Raw genomic sequence first — 22,561 nt, 5'->3', positions numbered from 1 at the left:
ACCACCACTTAGTGTGTAAAGGGATTTTTCCTTAAAATAGCCATAAAATTCAATAAGGAGTTTTTAATTATAATGCAAAGTTCATTTTTTCTAAAACTCAATACATTTTTTGTGAAATCATTGTTAGTGCTATGTCTCATTATTTCTGGAGCTATTACATGGCACTCAGTATATGTAGTTAGAGAACAGGCCAACACTCGTTTACTTATTATAATCCCAAGTATTATTCTAATAGGGATTTTATTTTTACTAATTGGCTATATTTCCAATAAATATATGTCAAAATTAATGTTCGCCATTTCACTTATCATTTTAGCTTTCTCTATTCGATTAATCTGGATTCTTAATATCCAAACTCCTGTCGAATCAGATTTTGGTATGATGTACAATGGTGCTTTACAAGCGACTAAAGGAGATTTTAGTTTTGCTCAAAGCATATATTATACTTCGTGGGTTTATCAACTTGGATTTACAATGTACGAAGCTTTTATTGTTAATTTATTTGGTGAAGGGACCTTCCTTCTAAAGCTCTTAAATGTATTCTATTGCACTGGAACAACATTTCTCGTTTACAAAATAACTTCTCACATATTTAATGAGTGGTCCGGACGCGTGGCTGGATTACTATATGCAGTATATATCCCAAGTATTGTGCTGAGCTCAGTCCTAACAAATCAACATCTTGCCACGTTCCTATTTTACCTTGGATTTTATTTATTAATTACAAAAGGATTAAGCCATAAATATATGTGGATTTTTATAGGAGTTTCACTTTCCTTAGGGGACATCATGCGTCCGCTTGGTGGTATAATCTTGATTGCAGTAACTATTTATGTCTTTTTACACGGTATGTTAGGGAAATCAAAGCAAGATATTTTCACTTCTATAAAAAAACTTTGTGGGATTTTCGTTGTATTTTACCTTGTTCATTACATTATAAGTTATTCGTTTATATCTGCGGGAATTACACAATATCCACTATCTAACCGTGATCCTCTCTGGAAGTTTACAGTAGGATTTAATCACGAAACAAAAGGTGGCTATTCTGCAGCAGATGCGGAATATATTATGTCCCTTGAGATTGGCGAAGAACGAAAAGCTGCTGAAAAGAAACTGATTCAAGAACGATTAGCTGATCCACAAAAGGTTTTATCGTTATTTGGTGATAAGTTCATACTCATGTGGGCAGAGTACGACTCCGCTCCAGTATGGAGTCTACTAACACTTGGGAACACAGATAATGATATGATTACTTTAAAAGACGACCTTACGAAATATGAAAAGTATATATATACTACATCTATGCTATTCAGTACATTAGCACTTCTTTATCTCATATTGACTAAGCAAAACAACACGCATTACACACTATTTTTATTATTAATAATTGGTTACGTAACTGTTCATTTCTTAATCGAATACCAAACAAGATATCGATACTTCATCATGCCTAGCTTTACAATCATTCAAAGCTATGGGCTATATTTATGCTATCGATTTATATCAAATAGAAAAACCTCAAAAGTATAAAATACAGTAAGGTTTTAATCATCAAAACAAATTAAAACCGAATAAAAAGGCATGAGCCCGGTACAATACCGAACTCATGCCTTTTCATTTATATCTATATTCTCTTTTTTATTGAAAGCATGATTTATACCAAAAGCAGCCAAGATTACCATTGATATTGTAGCTGAATAATGATATCTTGATGCCACTTCTACTAACAACTGTGCCATTGTTAGCCCTATTGCAAATAAGCAAATAATAAATAGAGAAGATTTATTTTTATTTTTTATAGCCACTAATACACCTAGTATTGAGGTAGCAATTAAGAAGTAATAAAACATATTCGATGCTACAGTATATCGTACTATATTATCTAATACAGGCCCAGCATAGTCCACTGCTGAACTATCATCACCTAAAAACGAAAAGAATTTATCGGAGAATAGTTTCACAAAGTCGATATTACCACTTTGCACCCTTTCTTTTGCTTCTTCTAGCATTTTCTGTTGAGCATCATCAGCAGTCCATCCTGGTTTATCACTATAATAAAACAATAGTTCAGCATCTGGCTTATTCCATTTCCCCGAACTTTCCTCATTAAATCCTACATAAATATTATAACCCGGGGTTGATGCTATTTCTTCACCTAAACGTAATGTTATATACTGATTTATCGCCGAGGAAAAAATAAGGTATCCGACAACGATAACCCCTACATATGTTATCTTATTTAACCATATTTTTTTATTCCCAATTTGCTTTATATCTATAATAAAGAACCATATCACTAGAGCTATAATTGGAACTGCTGCAATTGGTCGTACCATATTCATAAATGCAAGTAACGCTGCTATTAAAATGGAATAAACAAGTAATCTTTTTATATTTATATTGGCGATTTTCTCATGAACGATTATCATAATCATCCAAATCAACAACAGTACTGTACAATAGAGCGGCTCTGACAATGCAAACATATTATACATGGTTTGCGAAGGTAACGCGATCCATAAAACACTTGCTGTTATTGCAGTTTTTACCCCACCAATTTTTCTAGATATAGCATATATTAATCCCATTGATATTGTAGTTAGGATAACATTCAAAATAGGTGGTATCATATAACTAGAGCCAAATATCTTCAAGAAAATACTTAAGACTGACGCATAACCAAAAATATGTGGAAATAATGCTATGTATCTCTTATTAATAACGAAGCTTTCACTTAATTCTTCTGCAGTATAATAAAACGTAGCATAATCAACTAATGGCTGAATTTGATAGCTGAGCACCCATGTTAATTTAACTGCTAAACAAACGATTACTAAAACGAAAAAGCATTTTTTTTCATTTAATTTTTCTAGATACAGCGAGCCTTTTCTAAGGATAAAACTTCCTACTATAGATAATAATAAAACACCCGTTAATAATATTACGTAATTATATTTTTGTGTATCTGAAAAATAATTAATAAATAATACCGAAGCAAAAAATCCGTATATGATATATACCGCTCGTGTAGAGAAAGTAGACATTCCTTTTAAAAATAAGTTCAATACAATTTACTCCTTTATACATTACTATAAGAATAGTGGTATCTCCTTTACAAAAATGTAATGAATATGTAGGGCCCTTCATTTCTACCCAAAAACCTAAAATACCCATTTTTTTTGCTCACACTATACCTTTTCTAATTGTCGATCGTAAATCAATCATACCATATATATAACTAGACTTTACATATATCGCTCGTTCTTTTCATATTTTCCCTAATTAAAACAAATAACGTTTCACCATAAAATATGTTATAATATGTATTTGTTATGTATGAATTATCTTTCTATATTTTCTATTTTATAAAAATGAGGATACTATGATGGAAAAACTCTTAAAGTTTGGTTTAGTAGGAATTTTTAATACACTCATTACAATTATTAGTTTTGGGATATTGGTAAAGCTCGGGATGAACTATCTTGTTGCGAATACCATTGCCTATTTAATTGGTGTTGCCAATAGCTATTATTGGAATAAAAATTGGGTGTTTAAACCTAATAATAAAAGCACGTCAATGTTCTTTAAGTTTCTAACTGTAAATTTAATTGTATTGGCTTTTAATACATTATGTTTGTTTATATTAGTAGATAAACTTACCTTTAATGCATTTATTGCACAAATCTTCGCAATTGGTGTTGGAATGGTTATAAATTTTATCCTTAATAAAATTTGGACATTCAACCAAACTGAACAGGCTACCAATTAAACTTAAGCAACTTATTAAAACTACGGAGGATACAACATGGAAAAATTAATTTCGGTTGTAGTTCCTATGTACTTCGAGGAAGAAGTAGCACAGGAATGTTATAATCGTTTAAAGTCCGTTATGCTTCAAAATAATATTAATTATGAATTTGTCTTTGTAAACGATGGCAGTACAGATCGTACAATGGACATTTTATCTGAGATTGCAGCAAATGATTACCGTACAAAAATTGTTAATTTTGCACGCAACTTCGGACACCAAGTAGCTGTTACAGCGGGTATTGCTGCTGCAAAAGGTGACGCTCTTGTAATTATAGATGCAGATTTACAAGATCCACCAGAAGTTATTCCTGAACTTATTGCCAAATGGGAAGAAGGATATGAAGTTGTTTATGCAAAACGTAAACAACGTAAAGGTGAAACTTGGTTTAAACTTTTAACTGCTAAATATTTCTATAAATTCTTAAACTATATGTCTGATATCGATATCCCAAAAGATACAGGTGATTTCCGAATCATCGATCGCAAAGTTGCTGATGTGTTCAATCAAATGACAGAACGAAATCGCTTTATTCGCGGTATGATGTCTTGGGTTGGCTTCCGCCAAACGTATGTTGAATATGAACGTGACGAGCGTTTTGCTGGTGAAACAAAATATCCATTAAAGAAAATGATTAAATTTGCATCAGATGGTATCATTGCCTTTTCGACAAAACCGTTACGAATTGTTATGTCTTTAGGCTTATTATCAGTTCTCATTTCTATAATTGTCTTGCTGTATACAATTACTGTGAAAATCATCGGTGATGGTACTCAAACAGGTTGGGCATCCATTATGGTTGCTATTACATTCTTTAGCGGTATTCAGTTACTTGGTCTTGGAATCGTCGGTCAGTATATTGCTCGTATTTATGACGAAAGTAAAAACCGTCCGATTTATATCGTGAAAGAAACTATCAATATTGAACAAGAAGAGGCTGCACAGAAAAAAGAAAAAGTGAATGCATAATAAAAAAGGTAACAATGAAAACTATCATTGTTACCTTTTTATATTGTAATACCCCATAAGTCTCAAACGGAACTCTTTTAAATTTGGGTATACATCTAAATTAGACAACATCCCTTGAATGACTGGGACCCTTGGATTTGGCAATCTCATTTCTGCCTCTAAAACATCTAGCGTAATAAGTAATTCATCATCTTCTAATTGATCAGCTAATGTACGCTTAAAAACAATTATTTCTTTTAAAAAATGCTCCTTAACTTGTTCTTTAATAAGCTCTGATTTACAAAGAAACTCTCCAAGTCTTTCTTCATGTAAAACAGGTTCTTCCGAAGATTCTATAAGTCCATCTACTAAATGATCCACCCTTTTTAAAATAAAAGCCGATACATAGGACAAATCAATTTCTGGCGCTTGTAAAATAATTAATTCTAAATATCCACGGCAGATCCCTTCTACCATAATTACTAAATCTAATAAATACGGCATAACCTTGTCACCATAAATAGACAACAAACTATTTCGATAAAATGCATGAGATTCCAATTTCATCCGCATCATAAATTCTTCTACTTCTTTATTAAATGGAATAGCATTTTCCCTCGCATGCATAATAATAAATTCCTTATGCTTTTGTATATCATTAAACTGGCAGCACAATTGTTTTTCAAATTTTTCACGCGGTAATAGTGATTCTTTTTCAATATCCATCATTTTATTTTGAATCTTGTCATAATAATATCGAAGTGTTGCTAATAAAAGCTCATCTTTCGATTTAAAGTATAAATAAAAAGCTCCCTTAGATATACCACAAGCTGTCACAATTTCCTGCACTGATGTCGCATTTACACCCTTAGTCGCAAATAACTTCATAGCCATCTCTATAATTAAGCGCTCTTTTTCTTTCATATCTTCTCTCCTACGTTTAATCTCGCATCATATTATAAACTCGAATTTGATTTTATTATACCATCTCTTTTCATTGACTACTGACCAATCAGTCAGTTATATTATGTATTAGACTGACCAGTTGGTCAATACGATATAAAGGGAGCGCAAACATGAACAAAATCATCAATTTCTCATTAAAAAATAAGTTCGCAGTTTGGCTACTAACCATTATTGTTACCATTGCAGGGATATATTCTGGGCTTAATATGAAACTGGAAACAATTCCTGATATTACAACACCTGTTGTAACAGTAACTACGGTTTATCCTGGTGCTACACCAGAAGAAGTAGCTGACAAAGTTTCAAAACCGATGGAAGAGCAATTGCAAAATTTAAGCGGTGTAAACGTTGTGAGTTCATCATCTTTTCAAAACGCATCTTCTATTCAAGTAGAGTATGATTTTGATAAAAATATGGAAAAGGCCGAAACAGAAATTAAAGAAGCTCTCGCGAATGTGAAACTTCCTGAAGGCGTAAAAGATCCGAAAGTTTCACGAGTAAACTTTAATGCCTTTCCTGTTATTTCGTTAAGTGTAGCAAGTAAAAATGAATCTTTAGCTACGTTAACAGAAAATGTAGAAAAAAATTTTGTTCCAGGATTAAAAGGACTTGATGGTGTTGCATCTGTTCAAATTTCAGGTCAACAAGTAGATGAAGTACAACTTGTTTTCAAGAAAGATAAGATGAAAGAATTAGGTTTAAGTGAAGATACTGTAAAAAATGTGATTAAAGGATCGGATGTATCTTTACCACTTGGCTTATATACATTTAAAGACACGGAAAAATCAGTTATTGTAGATGGAAATATTACAACAATCAAAGCATTAAAAGAGCTAAAAATCCCAGCTGTACCTTCAGCACCTAGCGCTCAAGGCAATCAAAATGCTGGAGCCGGTGCACAAACGCCGCAAATGAATCCAGCCGCTATGAATGGAATTCCAACAGTTACATTAGACGAAATTGCTGACATTAAAGAAGTTGGGAAAGCAGCATCTATTTCTCGAACGAATGGAAAAGAAGCCATTGGAATTCAAATTGTGAAGGCTGCTGATGCAAATACGGTTGATGTTGTAAATGCTGTGAAAGATAAAGTAAAAGACCTTGAGAAAAAATATAAAGACTTAGAAATCATCTCAACCTTCGACCAAGGTGCACCGATTGAGAAATCAGTTGAAACAATGCTTAGCAAAGCAATTTTCGGGGCTATCTTTGCGATTGTTATTATTATGTTGTTCCTACGAAATATCCGAACAACATTAATCTCTGTCGTTTCTATACCACTTTCTTTATTAATTGCTGTTTTAGTTATAAAGCAAATGGATATTACGCTTAACATTATGACGCTTGGAGCAATGACAGTCGCTATCGGACGCGTTGTCGATGACTCAATTGTTGTGATTGAAAATATTTACCGAAGAATGTCGTTATCAGAAGAGAAACTACGCGGAAAAGATTTAATTCGTGAAGCTACGAAGGAAATGTTTGTCCCAATTATGTCTTCTACTATTGTAACCATTGCTGTATTCTTACCTCTTGGACTTGTAAAAGGTATGATTGGTGAAATGTTCTTACCATTCGCCTTAACTATCGTCTTCGCTTTATTAGCATCGTTACTAGTAGCAGTTACAATCGTACCAATGCTAGCTCATTCTTTATTTAAAAAAGAGAGCATGAGAGAAAAAGAAGTACATCATGAAGAGAAACCGAGTAAATTAGCAAACGGTTATAAACGCATACTTGCATGGGCTTTAAATCATAAAATCATTACATCAAGTATCGCTGTCCTTCTATTAGTTGGTAGTCTCGCACTTGTGCCGATTATCGGTGTAAGCTTCTTACCTTCTGAAGAAGAAAAAATGATTATTACAACATACAATCCAGAGCCAGGTCAAACATTAGAAGACGTTGAAAAAATTGCAACGAAAGCTGAGAAGCACTTCCAAAATAATAAAGACGTCAAAACAATTCAATTCTCATTAGGTGGCGAAAACCCAATGAGTCCTGGTCAATCAAATCAAGCAATGTTCTTCGTTCAATATGATAACGATACGAAAAACTTTGAAAAAGAAAAAGAACAAGTCGTGAAAGATTTACAAAAGATGTCTGGAAAAGGCGAATGGAAAAACCAAGATTTCGGAGCAAGTGGCGGTAGTAATGAAATTAAACTATACGTTTACGGAGATAGCTCGGAAGACATTAAGCCTGTCGTAAAAGATCTTCAAAATATCATGAAGAAAAACAAAGATTTAAAAGACATAGACTCTAGTATTGCAAAAACATATGCAGAGTACACTTTAGTAGCAGATCAAGAAAAGCTAAGTAAAATGGGTCTAACGGCCGCTCAAATTGGAATGGGTCTTTCTAATCAACATGATCGCCCTATTTTAACAACAATTAAAAAAGACGGTAAAGATGTAAATGTATATGTAGAAGCTGAAAAACAAAATTATGATACAATCGATGATTTAACAAATCGAAAAATTACAACACCACTTGGCAATGAAATTGCTGTTAAAGATGTGATGACTGTAAAAGAAGGTGAAACTTCTAACACAGTAAAACATCGTGATGGTCGCGTTTATGCAGAAGTTAGTGCGAAATTAACATCGGATGACGTTTCACAAGCATCTGCTGCAGTTCAAAAAGAAGTAGATAAAATGGATCTTCCTTCTGGTGTAGACGTTTCTATGGGAGGCGTTACAAAGGATATTCAAGAATCATTCAAACAACTTGGCTTAGCGATGTTAGCTGCGATTGCCATTGTATACTTCGTTCTTGTCGTTACATTTGGTGGTGCCCTTGCACCATTTGCGATCTTATTCTCGCTACCATTCACAATCATTGGTGCACTCGTTGCCTTACTAATCTCTGGTGAAACGTTAAGCGTATCTGCAATGATTGGTGCGCTTATGTTAATCGGTATCGTTGTAACAAACGCAATCGTGCTTATTGACCGTGTTATTCATAAAGAAAATGAAGGTTTATCCACACGTGAAGCATTACTAGAAGCTGGTGCTACACGCCTTCGTCCAATTTTAATGACTGCAATTGCAACAATCGGGGCTCTTATCCCGCTTGCATTAGGATTTGAAGGCAGCGGCTTAATTTCTAAAGGACTTGGTGTAACTGTAATTGGTGGATTAACGAGTTCAACGTTATTAACACTTCTTATCGTTCCAATCGTTTATGAAGTATTAAGCAAGTTTAAAAAGAAAAAAGTAAAATAATAAAAAAATAACCTCGCAATTAGCGAGGTTATTTTTTATCTCCAAACAAGATTAGGCAATCCCCATATCCCTCTTTCTCTAACTCCCCTTTTGGGATAAATCGAAGAGCTGCTGAATTTATACAATAACGAAGGCCATTTGGTCCTGGGCCGTCTGGAAATACATGCCCAAGATGTGAATCTCCTTCCTTACTTCTCACTTCCGTGCGCGTCATATTATGACTAACATCCATTTTTTCTTTCACACTAGCTGACATCACCGGTTTCGTAAAGCTCGGCCAGCCACATCCACTATCAAATTTATCTATAGAAGTAAACAATGGCTCGCCTGAAACGATATCTACATAAAGACCTTCTTCTTTATGGTTCCAATACTCATTTCGGAATGGTGGTTCTGTACCGTTTTCCTGTGTTACATAAAACTGCATCTCATTGAGTTTTTCTTTTAAATGAGCATTATCCTTTGGCCAATGTTGCTTAATAAAAGCATCTCGTCCCGATCCTTTACGATATAACTCATAGCGGAATGTATTTTTCTTATGATATCCTTGATGATATTCTTCAGCTGGATAAAATGTAGCAGCTGGCAATATTTTTGTCGCAATTGGCTTTGAAAATCGCTCACTCTTCGCAAGTTCTTCTTTTGAAGCCTCTGCCTTTTTCTGTTGTTCTTCATTATGATAAAAAATCACCGTTTCATAAGACTGTCCACGGTCGTGGAATTGTCCGCCGACGTCAGTTGGATCAATCTGTCTCCAATATATTTGAAGCAACTCTTCATACGGCATTTTATTTGCATCAAATGTAATTTGTACCGCTTCATAATGTCCCGTCGTTTCTGAACAAACTTCTTTATAGGTTGGATCTTCTTTATGACCACCTGTATAGCCAGAAACGACCTTTATAATACCTTCCATCTCTTCAAATGGCGAAACCATGCACCAGAAGCACCCGCCAGCAAATGTAGCCAATTCTATCTTTTCATTTACAGCCATTATTTCACCCCTATTCTATATTCTTCTTACAGTATGGCATAAGAAACATAATGTTATAAAAGAAAAAGCATCGAATATCGATGCTTTTTCTTTACTTCACTCTATTTTTTTCAATATCCCTCTCCATTTCATCACTCGTTACATCTAAAACATCTAATAAGAAAATGAAGATCGGAATACCGATAATAAGTCCCCACACACCTAAAAAGTGCTCTGAGAAAATTAATACCATAAACGTATAAAAAATCGGTAAATTTGTTTTTTGGGACATAAACTTCGGATTCAATACGTAACTTTCAAGTGCATGAATAACTGTTACGATAACTAAAATATAAACAACGTACATAATACCGCCGATATTGTAAGCAATCATACAAAGCGGGAATAACGAAATAATAACCCCAGCTACTGGAATTAAACCAAGTAAGAAGATCATTAACGCTAAACCTAATAATTGTGGAAATCCTAATATCCATAATGCAATAACAGATAAAACACAGTTAACAACCGCAATTAAAAATTGTGCTTCAATTACTTTTCCAAATGAACGCGCAAATTTCTTTCCGAAGTACTCAATTTCATGATAGAAAATTGCAAGCCTGCTTTCTTTAAACTTTGCAGTAAAAGCAACGATACGGGCCTTTTCCAACAAGAAAAATAAACTTAAAATTAAAGAAAGTAACACTTGAAGACCGAACTTCCCAACATTCGTAATAGATTTATACAAAATGTCTACGCCTTGTCCTACGTATTTCGAAAGTTCCATATGATTGACAGCATTAACCGCATACTTAATCAATTCACTATCCGGTGGATTTCTTAAAAATACGTTAAATTGATAAATCAATTGTGAAATTTGTATCGTTAACACTGGTAAATATTTAAATAGTGTAATAGCAATTCCACCAATTAACATTACGTATAGAAATGCTATAATGAGTTTTCGATTAATGGGCATAAAATTATCTAATTTGCGAGAAATAAACTTTTGGAATCGATCCATTAAATACGTAAGAATAAACGTAATTAATATTAAATTCAACATACTTTGCAACCCATATAACACGAGAGCAAGTATTACTAATACGAGTAACCTCTGAAATCCTTTGCTTTGAAACAGGTTTTTTATTTGCATAATCGACGAGTACTCTCTCCTGTCCTATAAAGTAAAACGTTAATAAGTAGATTTCTCTCTATTTTCTACCTATAATTTATTCATTCATATGAAGATGAGCTATCATATAATTCCTAAAACCATACAGTAGCTTACTTCTTATTTTACAATACAATGACCTAATTCAAAACGTATTCTACACAGTATTAATGAAGATTTAAGGAAACTTGCATTTTGCTAACAATAGGTCTTACCACTACTGTAACATAAAAAGCAAGCCATCAGTAGGAATGTGTCCTACAAATAGCTTGCTTTTCTCATTTTTTAAGTAAGTTTTACTATCCAATGAATGGCATGAACATCGGTATGACGACAACTGTTACAACCCCAACTACTGTTACAGCAATACTTGCCATAGCTGCCTCTACTTCACCCATTTCAATTCCTACCGCAACACCTAATGCATGACCTGCTGTTCCAAGTGCTAGACCTTTCGCAATTGGATGTTTCACTCTAAATGTTTTTAAAAATAATGCTCCTAATGCGTATACGATAACTGCGTTAAAAATAACTGCAAACGATGTTATGGCTGGAATACCACCAATACTTTCAGAGATTGGTAATGCAATTGCTGTTGTTGCTGCCTGTGGTAACATTGAATTCATTACTGCTGTATCTAAACCAATTGCCTTTGCTACAATGAATACGACAATTACTGAACAAATAGATCCAACCACGATAGCCGATAAAATTTGCCACCAATATTTTTTTAACTTATCAACTTGTTTATATAATGGAATGGCAAATGCGATTGTTGCTGGCTCTAAGAAGAAACTAATCATTTTTCCGCCAGTATTATATTCTTCAAAAGTAAAATTACCTACCTTTAGAAAGACAATCCCTAATACCATTGCCACGAATAACGGTGTAAATAAGAAGAATCCTTTTGAGTGCTTAAATAATAATGTGCCGATTCCGTATGCGATTAATGAAACGACGATTCCGAAATATGGAGTCATTGTACTTGCCATGTTCATTACCCCCTAACAATATATACTAAAATGGTTACGCAACTTTTCCGTACTTGCGTCCTTTATTGACTACTTTCAATTCTTTTGTATCTTTTGTTTCTTTGTCATCTTTTCCTAAAATAAATTGTGCAAATAACCCTGTTACAGCGAGTAAAATAATTGTTGCGACAACAATTACAGTTAGTATTTGTACAAAATATTGTCCCATTACACCAAGAGAATTAATAACTGAAATACCTGATGGGACGAAAAGGAATCCGATAATACCTGTTAAAGCTGTTCCGAGTGATTCAACCTGCTCTAATTTAATAACTTTTAAGCATAATAGACTAAATAAAATGACTAACCCGATTACCGATGAAGGCATCGGAATTGGTAAATGTGTTGCAATAATATTAGAAATTAACATAATAGCTGAGAATATGAATGCTTGTGATAAAAAACTATATACTTTTTTCTTACTCATTTTGGCCACCTCTTTCGATTTGGTACCTTTATTGTATAAGATGTACGCGTTTTAGTAAGCGTTTACAAAACAGAGCGTCACATATACAGAATCAGTTACAAAAATAAGAGGATGAAATACAAAAGCTGCTTCTTAAATACGAAGCAGCTTTTTAAGTTCTTTTGCATATGTACGGCTAACAGGTACTTTTGATCCTTCTTTCATAATTAAATTATAAGTAGAATTGAACCACGGCTGCACTTCTGTAATATGATTAATATTTGCAATAAAACTACGATGAACACGCATAAAACTTGTTTGTGGTAACTTCTTTTCCAAAATTACAAGTGTATCGTGTGTTACATATGTTTCTCTCATTGTTTTTACTGTTACTTTCCCATCTACGAGTCCTACATATATAATATCTTCAATATTTACAAGTACGATTGATTCCTCAATTGGCAGTGCTAATTTATGCATCTCTGCTGTTACATCTGTCCCCTTTATTTCTTGCTTCGTTTCTATTTTCGCTTGTTTTTGCTTTTTATATTTCTTTAATGTCTGTACAATGCGTTCTTCATCGAATGGTTTTAAAATATAATCTAACGCATCTACTTCAAATGCTTGTAATGCGTATTGATCATAGGCCGTTGCAAATACAATCGCAGGGGGATTTTTCATCTTTTTTAATATATTTGCGATTTCAAATCCATTATCATCGGATAATTGAATATCCAGAAATACAATATCTGGTTTATGGTTCATTAGTTCCTCTAATGCGTCTTCCACACAATCAGCCTCACCAATTATCTCAACTTCTTTCGTTCTTTCTAATAAATATTTTAGCTCATCACGTGCTAACATCTCATCATCAACTACTAATACTTTTAACAACCCGTTCTTCCTCCCCTACTTTTTTTGGAATTATAAAGGTAACCTCCGTCCCCTTATTTAATTCACTTTGAATATGAAGCATCGTGTCTTTCCCAAATAAACCGACTAGACGTTCATTAATATTATATAAAGCTGTTCCAGTCCCTTTCTTTGATGAAACTACCATTTTCCCTAATTGTTCTAAACGTTCTATCTCAATTCCCTGCCCATTATCCTTCACTTCAAAGTGAACCATACCTTCTCTTTCAAACACATGCACTTCTACTTCGCATACTGGTTGTTTCTTTGGAAAAGCGTGCCGCAATGCATTTTCAACCAATAATTGAAGAACAAATGGTGGTACTAGAGTTGTCTTTAGCTCTTCCTCAATATACAGCTTTACTCCATACTTATTTGGGAACCTTGCTTGTTCTAGTGATAAGTATGCCTGTACATGGTTTAATTCTTGTTCTAGTGGAATCAATAACTGACGTGCCCCTTGCAAATTACAGCGGAAATACACACTAAGCTGTAATAATAACTTCCTTGCTTTTTCTACATCGGTTCGGCATAAAGCTGATACTGTATTAATCGCATTAAATAAAAAGTGCGGGTTAATTTGTGCTTGTAATGCTTTTATCTCCGCATCTTGCAATAATTTGCTTTGCAATTCAGCTTCACCTAATTCAAGTTGTGTAGAGAATATTTTTGCCAACCCTTCTGCTAATTCCTCTTCCACACGACTTAACTGGTTAGGATTTTTGAAATACAGTTTTAATGTCCCTATCGTATTTCCATGTGAAGTGAGTGGAATAACGATCGCCGCTTGCAAGGGACAACCTTCATGTTGACAATTAATAACCTCACGTGATTTTGCTTTCATTATTTTCCCTGTGTTTAACACTTCTTTCGATAAACCAGTTATCAAACTATGTGAAGGAATATGGTGATCTGATGCTAATCCAACATGAGCTAATATTTTCTCTGTATCTGTTAAGGATACCGCATCTGTTCCTGTAAAGCGGTGAATAATTTGTGCCACATGCTTACACGATTCTTCTGTTAAGCCTTGGCGAAAATACGGTAACGTTTTATCAGCAATACGTAATACCTTATGGGTCTGAAGTGCCTTTGCGTTCTCTTCCTGACGCAAAATAGCTTGTATCATAGAAAGTAAAATAAAACTTCCAAAACTATTTACAAGGATCATTGGTATCGCAATTGTTTTCACAATACTAATTCCATCCTCTACAATTAATAGGATCATAATCATTTCTAAAGAAACGATAACAACACTTAAAATTGCTGAAAACTTAGGTGTAATTGTACGGTTATATTTTTTGAAAATGTATCCGATATACCCTGTTATAATCCCTGCTAAAATAGAAGAAATTGCACAACTTAGCGCTGTCGTACCACCGAGCATATAACGATGAATACCAGCGATAACTCCTACCCCAACTCCTACGATTGGTCCACCAAGTAAACCACTAATACCCACACCCATAATACGTGTATTCGCAATGGTACTTGATGAAGAAACACCTTGTAGCCAATTTTCATTCATAATCGTATTTCCAGCTATTTCAATACCAGTGTAATTGCTTACAATTGTAAACACAGAAAAAATACAAATAAGCTTAAGCTTATCTACATATCCGTCCTGCCTATGGAGAAGGCGCCTAAACGTTTTAATATGAGAGAGTAAAAATCCTAAAATAACGATAAGTCCGACGCGTTCAATCATCATGAGTACTAAATTTAACATCTTTGATTCATTCCTTTTTATTTAGTTAGTTTTATTATGGGAAAATAACGAAGTAGGCGTCAAGAAGAATGAAATGCTTTTTGAAATATTTTACACATGGAAATCTCCTCTTTATTTGACAATGTAATAGAAGAGTGCTAAAAATAAAGTAATATCATACAGTCCTTTAACCCAACCCCGTGAGGTTGAGAAGGAAGTCGGAATACAATATACGTATGTTCTTTTTTAGAGATACGTATGCTTTTTTGGCCTTCTCATCATATCAGGTGAGAAGGCCTTTTGTTATTCTTCCATAGCGACTGTAGAAGAAAATAAGGAGGAATAATAATGAACATCACCACTGATGTACAAACAACAGAGGAGACGAAAGAGAAAAGATATAAAACACTGTTTGGTTCTGCACTAGGATACGCCGCAGAAGGTTTAGATATGCTGCTCTTATCTTTCGTACTCGTCTATATTTTAAAAGAGTTTCATTTAAGCCCTGTTGAAGGTGGAAACTTAACATTAGCTACGACAATTGGTATGCTAATTGGTTCTTATTTATTTGGGTTTATCGCTGATTTATTTGGTCGTATCCGTACAATGGCCTTCACCATCTTACTATTTTCACTAGCAACAGCACTCATTTATTTCGCAACAGATTACTGGCAATTATTAATTCTTCGCTTTTTAGTTGGAATGGGAGTTGGTGGTGAATTCGGAATTGGAATGGCCATCGTAACTGAAACATGGTCAAAAGAAATGCGTGCTAAGGCAACATCGGTCGTTGCACTTGGATGGCAATTTGGTGTTTTAGTAGCTTCACTTCTTCCAGCATTTATTGTCCCGCATTTTGGGTGGAGAGCTGTTTTCTTATTCGGACTAATTCCAGCTTTACTAGCTGTTTATGTACGTAAAAGTTTAAGTGAACCGAAAATATGGGAGCAAAAACAACGCTACAAAAAGGAATTGTTACAAAAAGAAGCTGATGGTATTTTAACAACTACTGAAGCAGAACATCTAAAACAACTAAAAAAATTCCCACTTAAAAAGTTATTTGCAAATAAAAAAGTAACAATAACAACAATTGGTCTTATTATTATGTCGTTTATCCAGAACTTCGGATATTATGGGATTTTCACATGGATGCCAACTATTTTAGCAAATAAATATAACTATACATTAGCAAAGGCGAGCGGTTGGATGTTCATCTCTACGATTGGCATGCTCATTGGAATTGCAACCTTTGGTATTCTGGCTGATAAAATTGGTCGTCGTAAAACTTTTGCAATCTATTATATCGGTGGTACTATATACTGTCTTATTTACTTCTTCCTATTCACAGATTCAACATTATTATTATGGGGAAGTGCATTGCTCGGATTCTTTGCAAATGGAATGATGGGCGGATTCGGAGCCATTTTAGCTGAAAACTATCCCGCCGAAGCTCGCTCTACAGCGGAAAACTTTATTTTCGGTACAGGACGTGGTTTAGCTGGATTTGGCCCTGTTATTATCGGTTTACTCGCTACAGGCGGAAATTTACTTGGAGCATTATCCTTAATTTTCATCATCTATCCAATCGGATTAATTACAATGTTATTATGTGTGCCAGAAACAAAGGGAAAAGTATTAGACTAAACGAAAAAGAGGAAGCATCTCATTTAAAATGCTTCCTCTTTTCAGTGTTTATTTATCATTTATTTTGATTTACTAGCTTTCTGGAATAAGAAAGCAGTTTTATCTTTTTCTTGTACAATGCCTTGCTTCAATGCTAATTCTCCTGCAACTTTAGGTGCCAGCCACAGCATCGGGAATAACAAAATTGATACCGGAACAGCTGTCACTACAATGAAAGATTGTAATGCATTAATGCTTCCTTCTCCCATATATAAAAGAATTGCTGCAACTGCTCCCATAATAAGCGACCAAAAAATTCGCAAGCTAATTCTAGGATCTCCATCTCCAGTCACTGCCATTGAAATGGAATAAGCCATTGAATCTCCTGTTGTTACTACAAATAAAATTGTTAATAAAAGAAATGCCGGTCCAATAATATTAGATAGTGGCAGTTGCTCTGTAATTGCAATCATAGCTGCTGGCATACCAGATTCACTTAAAGCATTCGAGATAGATCCAGGCTTCATTAATTCATAAAATACACCCGATCCCCCCAATATAGTGAACCAGAACGTTGTAATAATAGGTGCAATAATTCCAATTGCAACGATGATTTCGCGAATCGTTCTCCCTCTTGAAATTCGACTCACTAAAATTGCCATCATTGGTCCATATCCAATAAACCATCCCCAGAAAAAGATTGTCCAAGATCCTAACCAACCTGTATCCCCGCGGTATGTGCTCATTGGTATAAACTCATTTATATAAAACCCAAACGAAGAAACAAATGAATCAATAATAAATCCACCTGGTCCAAAGAATAACACAAACACCATCAATAAAATCGCTAGTTTAACATTTAAATCACTTATTATTTGAATCCCTTTATCAATACCCGTTACCGCAGATATAGTAGAAACAGCTACCACACAAATAATAATTGCTAATTGAGTAGTAAACACGTCGGAAATTCCGAATAATGCTTGTAAGCCATAACTTGCTTGTAAGCCTAAAAATCCGATCGGACCAATTGTTCCTGCAGCTACTGCAATAATTGCAAATGCATCAATCATCGTTCCAAGCAAACTCTTTCGCAATTTCTCTCCAAAAATAGGATATAAAAGCGTACGAGGTTTTAACGGCATACCTTTATGATAATGTCCATACATCATAACTACCGCACTAATTGTACCTAAAATCGTCCAAGCTAAAAATCCCCAATGCATATAACTTTGTGCTAAAGCAGGCATGACTGCTTCTTTCGTTCCAGCAGATATACCTTCATGTATTGGTGGCACCGTCATCAAATGGTACATTGGCTCTGCCGCTGCCCAAAAAACGCCACCTCCGGCAAGTAGTGTAGACATAATAATAGCAAGCCACTTTGCCGTACTAATCTCAGGTTTTTCTAAATTACCTAGTTTGACCTTCCCATATTTCGAGAATGCCATACACATCGCAACAATAAATGTACCTAACAATAAAATCTGCCAAAAAGCCCCGAAGTACTTAATTGAAAATGCAAAACTGCGATTAATAGCTCCCTCTACATAAGCTTTATTTAAGAAAACTGCGATTACAAATAATAAAAGCGAACCACCACTAATAAGAAATACAGGCCAATCTGTTTTTTGATTCTTCATCCTCATTTACACATCCTCCTTCCTCAGCAATCTAAAAAAACAACTTTATTATGTTTTCTTGTTTAAATCCAAAACACAATTACTATATAAATATAATAATTCATCAATTTTCCACATACTTATGTTGTCCCTAAAAATATGCTAAATCCCTTATGTAAAAGAAACATTCTATTCCTCTTACATAAAAAAGCAAAACAAAAGACCTTATATGTCTATAAGGTCTTCGAAACAGAAATTTGATTATAACATAAGGAACTCCCTGGTTCAAAAAGCTCCTGCCAAAAATAACCGAGAGTAAAGGCTTCCATTTGCTACATAACAGTAATTAAAAAAATTTTATATTTTACAGGAAATCCCCCTATACTAAATATTATTTATGAAAGAAATTTGGCTTCAAAATATCATTCGGATACGGTTTATGATAAATATGAGTGGCAGCTGGCGATAATGGCGGTATTAACCATACCCAATTTCCTGTTACAACGCGACCACAGGCAGCTTCTTGCTTCTCAAATTGCTGAAATTGTTGTGCAGCAGTATGGTGGTCAACAATACTAATTCCTTGTTTTTTAAATGAATATAATACAGCAATGTTCAACTCAATTAATGCCTTGTCTTTCCATAACGTGCTATTTCTTGATGTATCTAAATTCATCATTTCTGCAACTGCTGGAAGTAAATTATAACGATCCTGATCAGCTAAGTTCCGAGCTCCAATTTCCGTCCCCATATACCATCCATTAAACGGAGCTGCCGTATAAGAAATACCACCAATCTCTAAACGCATATCTGAAATCATCGGCACTCCATACCATTTCACTTCTAAAGATGAGATTGGGTAATCTGGATGCTCAATTGGTACTTCTTTTACTTCTTCTTTTGGAATTTCTTTATATATAGGCTCTTTTCCATCAACAGAAAATACAAGCGGTAATACATCAAAATTCGTACCTTCTCCTTGCCAGCCAAGTTCCTGACAAAAATCCGTAAATGTAGCGGAATGAGAATCACCGATTACTCCCATTTCTGTTTTATATCCTGCATATCGAATTAATTGATGATTATAAATTCGTATATTATTTTCTTCACTTTCATATTGCTTAAAAATTGTAATTGTCGGTTTAACTTTCCCGTCGTTCGTTGCATATTTAATGTGATGAATTAACGCATTATATACACCTTCTTCATCATTCACTTCACGTGCATCTAATATGTGCATCTTACTCCAGAATAGCCTTCCAATACATCTATTACTATTACGCCATGCCATTCGCGAACCATGAACAAGTTCTTCAAACGTATGCTCATACGTTCCCGTTCTCTCTATTTCCATGTGAATTTCTTTTATACGCTCTTCTATGAATTGCTCTTTATTAAGCTCTTTATAGCAAGTAGTAATAAAATTACTCGCTTCCTCTATTAATTGTTTCGTTTTACTCATAAACAATCTCCTTCTATTTCAACAAACGCTACTAATTTACAGTATAAGCAAAAAGGATAATAGTCACAAACGAAAGTGAAAGTGTTACTTTTATTGTAATATTTTCAGAAAATTATAGAAATCCCTCTTGACTTCTATGAAAAATAAGTGTATTTTTGACTCAGGTAAAATATTTTTACCTAGACCAACTTTTAAACTAGAAAGGAGGTAATATTATGTCTTCATTTCAATTGCCAAAGCTTTCATATGACTATGATGAATTAGAGCCATATATTGATAGCAATACACTTTCTATTCATCACGGAAAGCACCATGCGACATATGTAAACAATTTAAATGCTGCTTTAGAAAACTATACTGAATTACATAATAAATCTTTAGAAGAGTTACTATGTAATTTGGATGATTTACCAATGGAAATTATTACAGCAGTTAGAAATAACGGTGGTGGTCATTATTGTCATAGTCTTTTTTGGGAAGTGATGAGCCCTCGAGGTGGCGGCGAGCCTAATGGAGACGTTGCAAAAGGAATTGATTATTATTTCAATACCTTTGACAACTTAAAAGACCAACTGTCCAAAGCGGCCATTAGTCGTTTTGGAAGTGGATATGGATGGCTTGTTCTTGACGGTGAAGAACTTTCTGTTATGAGTACACCGAATCAAGATACACCTTTGCAAGAAGGGAAGATCCCGTTACTCGTCATTGATGTATGGGAACATGCCTATTATTTAAAGTATCAAAATCGGCGCCCAGAGTTTGTTACCAACTGGTGGCATACAGTGAACTGGGACCGGGTAAACGAGAAATATTTACAAGCAATTCAATCACAAAAACATTAGTCGTGCGTATAAGGTAAATTTGGTAATGTAAAATCAGTATTGTCGAAATCCTCCAGAATCCCCCGGATTGCCACCGGGGGATTTATGATTACTTCATTGTATTTATGTAATGGCGTAAAATATTTTTCATTTCTAGTTTCAACTCTCGGAATGGAAATCCCAATTCACGAGCCTTTTCATTATGTAACGTACAATTAATTACTTCATTATAAGGCGCTTTATTATCTCCTACTTCTTGAATGAGAGCTTTTATCCCCGTATTTTCTTCTATGAAACGAATAACTTCTCTGGTAGAAACTACCCCGTTGCTACAAGCATTAATCGGCCCTTCTATGTTTTCCATCCCACACCAAGCTAAAAACTTTCCTGCTTCTTTCTCATGTATAAATGCCAAATCTCCATCTACATGATCCACAACGATAGGCTCTTGTTTCACAACATGTTCAACGTAAAATTGTAATCTTTTCGTATAATCATTTTCTCCAATAACAACTGGAAAACGCACTGCAACAACTGGGAATGCTGCATGTTGAAATACAACTGCCTCAGCTAATCTCTTACCTTCACTATAATTAAAATCATTCCTATCTCCATACGTGATTGCATACTCATATGGATTAAAGTCCTCTTCTAACAGACCTAGCGCAGGCTCATAGACAGCCATTGAAGATGTCATAATATACTTCTTAGTTTTTCCTTTTAACACTTCACATGCTCTCTTCGCTGCATTTGAGCTATAGCATAAATTATCGTATACAATATCATAACTTTTACCTTCTAAACGCTTTGCTAGTTCTTTTTCGTCTTCTCTATCTACGATAATTCTTTTTACTGCACTTCCAAAGGAATCTTTAGTAACTCCCCTCGTCGCAATCGTTACATCATGTCCAGCTTGCAACAGTACTTCTACTAAATGTTTACCAAAAAATCTTGTTCCCCCTAGTACCAATACTTTTTTCACCTTCATCATCCCCGTTTTCATAAATTGTAAAATACTACCTCCCTTATTATAAATGCTAAAATAAAAAAACATGGAATCAGTTTAACGATTCCATGTTTTTTCTACATATGACGCATTAACGTACTCGATATTTAAAAATACAATAACAGAAATATAAAATAGAAATTACTGATACATAAACCCATAGTTCATATACAAATCCCTCTCCCCAAACTCCCATAAAATAAAAGAGTGAAGGCAGTGTCAATGTTACCCATGATTGTACGAAAGCAATTCTTCCAAGATATTGATTGATATTCTTTTTTTGTGTATTTAATACAAAGAATAAATACCAAAGTAATGCCCACATAAACCATGTTAACGCATTAACAACATCGTTGAATTGAACAAATGAAACGACCATATAGAATAAAGCAATAATCGCTACCCAAATACAGAACCATCCTAGACCACTACTATCCATTCCCTTTATAAAAGTAACACCTACATATAAATAGGTTAATCCAAATAAAAAGGTAGCTGCATATGAATATACCGTCCAATTACTTTGATCAGAAATCATAATCAAATAGAACGGAATGATAATTTGTAATGCCCCCACAAATAAATTAAAAACACCTGCGCTTTTCATCTCTGCTTTTCCTAATATAACAAGACTATTTAAAAATAAAGCTGCACCTGAAAGTAATAATCCTACATAACCCATATATATTCGTGTGAAAATCTTATCTTTTCACACTTTTAACCTCCCCACACTTTAAAGTGATACCTATATTATTTTTCTTCCCATTTAAAACTACATACATAATTTTTCATCTGAATAAGTCAGACTTCCTACCTTAAAAAAGAACAAACTTAAAACGCTTTCAATAATAAATAACCCTATCAAAATATGCAA

At 34.2% G+C, this 22,561-nt stretch carries 18 protein-coding genes; 6 read left to right on the top strand and 12 right to left on the bottom strand.

Going from position 1 to position 22,561, the window contains the following annotated elements:
• Window positions 1–72: 72 nt before the first annotated feature.
• The gene (locus JDS81_RS17655; protein ID WP_001191900.1) at window positions 73–1,530 is read left to right on the top strand and encodes a glycosyltransferase family 39 protein; all 1,458 of its coding nucleotides are present in this window, start codon (window positions 73–75) and stop codon (window positions 1,528–1,530) included.
• A gap of 74 nt (window positions 1,531–1,604) precedes the next feature.
• Here the strand turns inward: JDS81_RS17655 and JDS81_RS17650 are convergent, their stop codons facing one another.
• Window positions 1,605–3,065, bottom strand: a complete 1,461-nt coding sequence (locus JDS81_RS17650; RefSeq protein ID WP_001048187.1) for a glycosyltransferase family 39 protein — start codon at window positions 3,063–3,065, stop codon at window positions 1,605–1,607.
• A gap of 320 nt (window positions 3,066–3,385) precedes the next feature.
• Between JDS81_RS17650 and JDS81_RS17645 the strand changes: the two genes are divergently transcribed.
• Both JDS81_RS17645 and JDS81_RS17640 read left to right on the top strand, forming a co-directional pair.
• Window positions 3,386–3,769: a GtrA family protein gene (locus JDS81_RS17645; RefSeq protein WP_000413274.1), complete on the top strand. Its 384-nt coding sequence runs from the start codon at window positions 3,386–3,388 to the stop codon at window positions 3,767–3,769.
• Between the two features lie 36 nt (window positions 3,770–3,805).
• Window positions 3,806–4,777, top strand: a complete 972-nt coding sequence (locus tag JDS81_RS17640) for a glycosyltransferase family 2 protein (protein WP_097954061.1) — start codon at window positions 3,806–3,808, stop codon at window positions 4,775–4,777.
• Between the two features lie 30 nt (window positions 4,778–4,807).
• Here JDS81_RS17640 and JDS81_RS17635 read toward each other — a convergent pair whose 3' ends face one another.
• The gene (locus tag JDS81_RS17635) at window positions 4,808–5,680 is read right to left on the bottom strand and encodes a TetR/AcrR family transcriptional regulator (RefSeq protein WP_000659604.1); all 873 of its coding nucleotides are present in this window, start codon (window positions 5,678–5,680) and stop codon (window positions 4,808–4,810) included.
• Between the two features lie 152 nt (window positions 5,681–5,832).
• On the opposite strand from JDS81_RS17635, the gene JDS81_RS17630 reads away from it, so the two are divergent.
• Window positions 5,833–8,949, top strand: coding sequence for an efflux RND transporter permease subunit (locus JDS81_RS17630; RefSeq protein ID WP_097954060.1), 3,117 nt, complete (start codon window positions 5,833–5,835; stop codon window positions 8,947–8,949).
• Window positions 8,950–8,977: 28 nt separating this feature from the next.
• Here JDS81_RS17630 and msrB read toward each other — a convergent pair whose 3' ends face one another.
• The 6 genes from msrB to lytS all read right to left on the bottom strand — a co-directional run bounded on the left by msrB (window position 8,978) and on the right by lytS (window position 15,174).
• A complete protein-coding gene (gene msrB, locus JDS81_RS17625; RefSeq protein WP_097954059.1) occupies window positions 8,978–9,943 on the bottom strand; it encodes a peptide-methionine (R)-S-oxide reductase MsrB in 966 nt (321 codons plus the stop codon).
• 91 nt (window positions 9,944–10,034) lie between these two features.
• Complete coding sequence (locus tag JDS81_RS17620) at window positions 10,035–11,078, bottom strand: AI-2E family transporter (RefSeq protein ID WP_001166024.1); 1,044 nt, start codon at window positions 11,076–11,078, stop codon at window positions 10,035–10,037.
• Between the two features lie 317 nt (window positions 11,079–11,395).
• The gene (gene lrgB / locus JDS81_RS17615) at window positions 11,396–12,088 is read right to left on the bottom strand and encodes an antiholin-like protein LrgB (protein WP_000168869.1); all 693 of its coding nucleotides are present in this window, start codon (window positions 12,086–12,088) and stop codon (window positions 11,396–11,398) included.
• A 34-nt stretch (window positions 12,089–12,122) separates the two neighbouring features.
• The gene (gene lrgA / locus JDS81_RS17610) at window positions 12,123–12,554 is read right to left on the bottom strand and encodes an antiholin-like murein hydrolase modulator LrgA (RefSeq protein WP_097954058.1); all 432 of its coding nucleotides are present in this window, start codon (window positions 12,552–12,554) and stop codon (window positions 12,123–12,125) included.
• Window positions 12,555–12,686: 132 nt separating this feature from the next.
• Complete coding sequence (locus tag JDS81_RS17605) at window positions 12,687–13,427, bottom strand: LytR/AlgR family response regulator transcription factor (RefSeq protein ID WP_000921837.1); 741 nt, start codon at window positions 13,425–13,427, stop codon at window positions 12,687–12,689.
• Window positions 13,405–15,174, bottom strand: coding sequence for a two-component system sensor histidine kinase LytS (gene lytS / locus JDS81_RS17600; RefSeq protein WP_000933602.1), 1,770 nt, complete (start codon window positions 15,172–15,174; stop codon window positions 13,405–13,407). Before lytS ends, JDS81_RS17605 begins: the two co-directional genes overlap by 23 nt.
• 327 nt (window positions 15,175–15,501) lie before the next feature.
• On the opposite strand from lytS, the gene JDS81_RS17595 reads away from it, so the two are divergent.
• Window positions 15,502–16,797 carry an MFS transporter gene (locus JDS81_RS17595; RefSeq protein ID WP_097954057.1) on the top strand — a complete coding sequence of 432 codons (1,296 nt, stop codon included), beginning with the start codon at window positions 15,502–15,504 and terminating at the stop codon, window positions 16,795–16,797.
• Window positions 16,798–16,856: 59 nt separating this feature from the next.
• On the opposite strand, the gene JDS81_RS17590 is transcribed toward JDS81_RS17595, so the two are convergent.
• Complete coding sequence (locus tag JDS81_RS17590; RefSeq protein WP_097954056.1) at window positions 16,857–18,425, bottom strand: BCCT family transporter; 1,569 nt, start codon at window positions 18,423–18,425, stop codon at window positions 16,857–16,859.
• Between the two features lie 364 nt (window positions 18,426–18,789).
• Complete coding sequence (locus JDS81_RS17585) at window positions 18,790–19,860, bottom strand: nitric oxide synthase oxygenase (RefSeq protein ID WP_000047638.1); 1,071 nt, start codon at window positions 19,858–19,860, stop codon at window positions 18,790–18,792.
• A gap of 215 nt (window positions 19,861–20,075) precedes the next feature.
• On the opposite strand from JDS81_RS17585, the gene sodA reads away from it, so the two are divergent.
• The gene (gene sodA / locus JDS81_RS17580; protein WP_000094052.1) at window positions 20,076–20,702 is read left to right on the top strand and encodes a superoxide dismutase [Mn]; all 627 of its coding nucleotides are present in this window, start codon (window positions 20,076–20,078) and stop codon (window positions 20,700–20,702) included.
• 88 nt (window positions 20,703–20,790) lie between these two features.
• Here the strand turns inward: sodA and JDS81_RS17575 are convergent, their stop codons facing one another.
• Entirely contained in the window at window positions 20,791–21,684 is an 894-nt protein-coding gene (locus JDS81_RS17575) for an NAD-dependent epimerase/dehydratase family protein (protein ID WP_000847856.1), read from the bottom strand.
• 94 nt (window positions 21,685–21,778) lie between these two features.
• Window positions 21,779–22,369, bottom strand: a complete 591-nt coding sequence (locus JDS81_RS17570) for an AmiS/UreI family transporter (protein WP_000542573.1) — start codon at window positions 22,367–22,369, stop codon at window positions 21,779–21,781.
• Window positions 22,370–22,561: the final 192 nt, after the last annotated feature.

The organism is Bacillus cereus group sp. N31 (assembly GCF_016483245.1).
Taxonomy (GTDB): domain Bacteria; phylum Bacillota; class Bacilli; order Bacillales; family Bacillaceae_G; genus Bacillus_A; species Bacillus_A toyonensis.
This window is presented reverse-complemented; position numbering and strand designations above follow the sequence as displayed.

Bases quoted from the DNA above. Each gene is read 5' to 3' on its own strand.
- sodA (WP_000094052.1), top strand. From the start codon at position 20,076: ATGTCTTCATTTCAATTGCCAAAGCTTTCATATGACTATGATGAATTA.
- JDS81_RS17620 (WP_001166024.1), bottom strand. From the start codon at position 11,078: ATGCAAATAAAAAACCTGTTTCAAAGCAAAGGATTTCAGAGGTTACTC.
- JDS81_RS17640 (WP_097954061.1), top strand. From the start codon at position 3,806: ATGGAAAAATTAATTTCGGTTGTAGTTCCTATGTACTTCGAGGAAGAA.
- JDS81_RS17635 (WP_000659604.1), bottom strand. From the start codon at position 5,680: ATGAAAGAAAAAGAGCGCTTAATTATAGAGATGGCTATGAAGTTATTT.
- JDS81_RS17585 (WP_000047638.1), bottom strand. From the start codon at position 19,860: ATGAGTAAAACGAAACAATTAATAGAGGAAGCGAGTAATTTTATTACT.
- JDS81_RS17590 (WP_097954056.1), bottom strand. From the start codon at position 18,425: ATGAGGATGAAGAATCAAAAAACAGATTGGCCTGTATTTCTTATTAGT.
- JDS81_RS17575 (WP_000847856.1), bottom strand. From the start codon at position 21,684: ATGAAAACGGGGATGATGAAGGTGAAAAAAGTATTGGTACTAGGGGGA.
- JDS81_RS17630 (WP_097954060.1), top strand. From the start codon at position 5,833: ATGAACAAAATCATCAATTTCTCATTAAAAAATAAGTTCGCAGTTTGG.
- JDS81_RS17655 (WP_001191900.1), top strand. From the start codon at position 73: ATGCAAAGTTCATTTTTTCTAAAACTCAATACATTTTTTGTGAAATCA.
- JDS81_RS17645 (WP_000413274.1), top strand. From the start codon at position 3,386: ATGGAAAAACTCTTAAAGTTTGGTTTAGTAGGAATTTTTAATACACTC.
- JDS81_RS17595 (WP_097954057.1), top strand. From the start codon at position 15,502: ATGAACATCACCACTGATGTACAAACAACAGAGGAGACGAAAGAGAAA.
- msrB (WP_097954059.1), bottom strand. From the start codon at position 9,943: ATGGCTGTAAATGAAAAGATAGAATTGGCTACATTTGCTGGCGGGTGC.
- lrgA (WP_097954058.1), bottom strand. From the start codon at position 12,554: ATGAGTAAGAAAAAAGTATATAGTTTTTTATCACAAGCATTCATATTC.
- JDS81_RS17570 (WP_000542573.1), bottom strand. From the start codon at position 22,369: ATGGGTTATGTAGGATTATTACTTTCAGGTGCAGCTTTATTTTTAAAT.
- lytS (WP_000933602.1), bottom strand. From the start codon at position 15,174: ATGTTAAATTTAGTACTCATGATGATTGAACGCGTCGGACTTATCGTT.
- lrgB (WP_000168869.1), bottom strand. From the start codon at position 12,088: ATGGCAAGTACAATGACTCCATATTTCGGAATCGTCGTTTCATTAATC.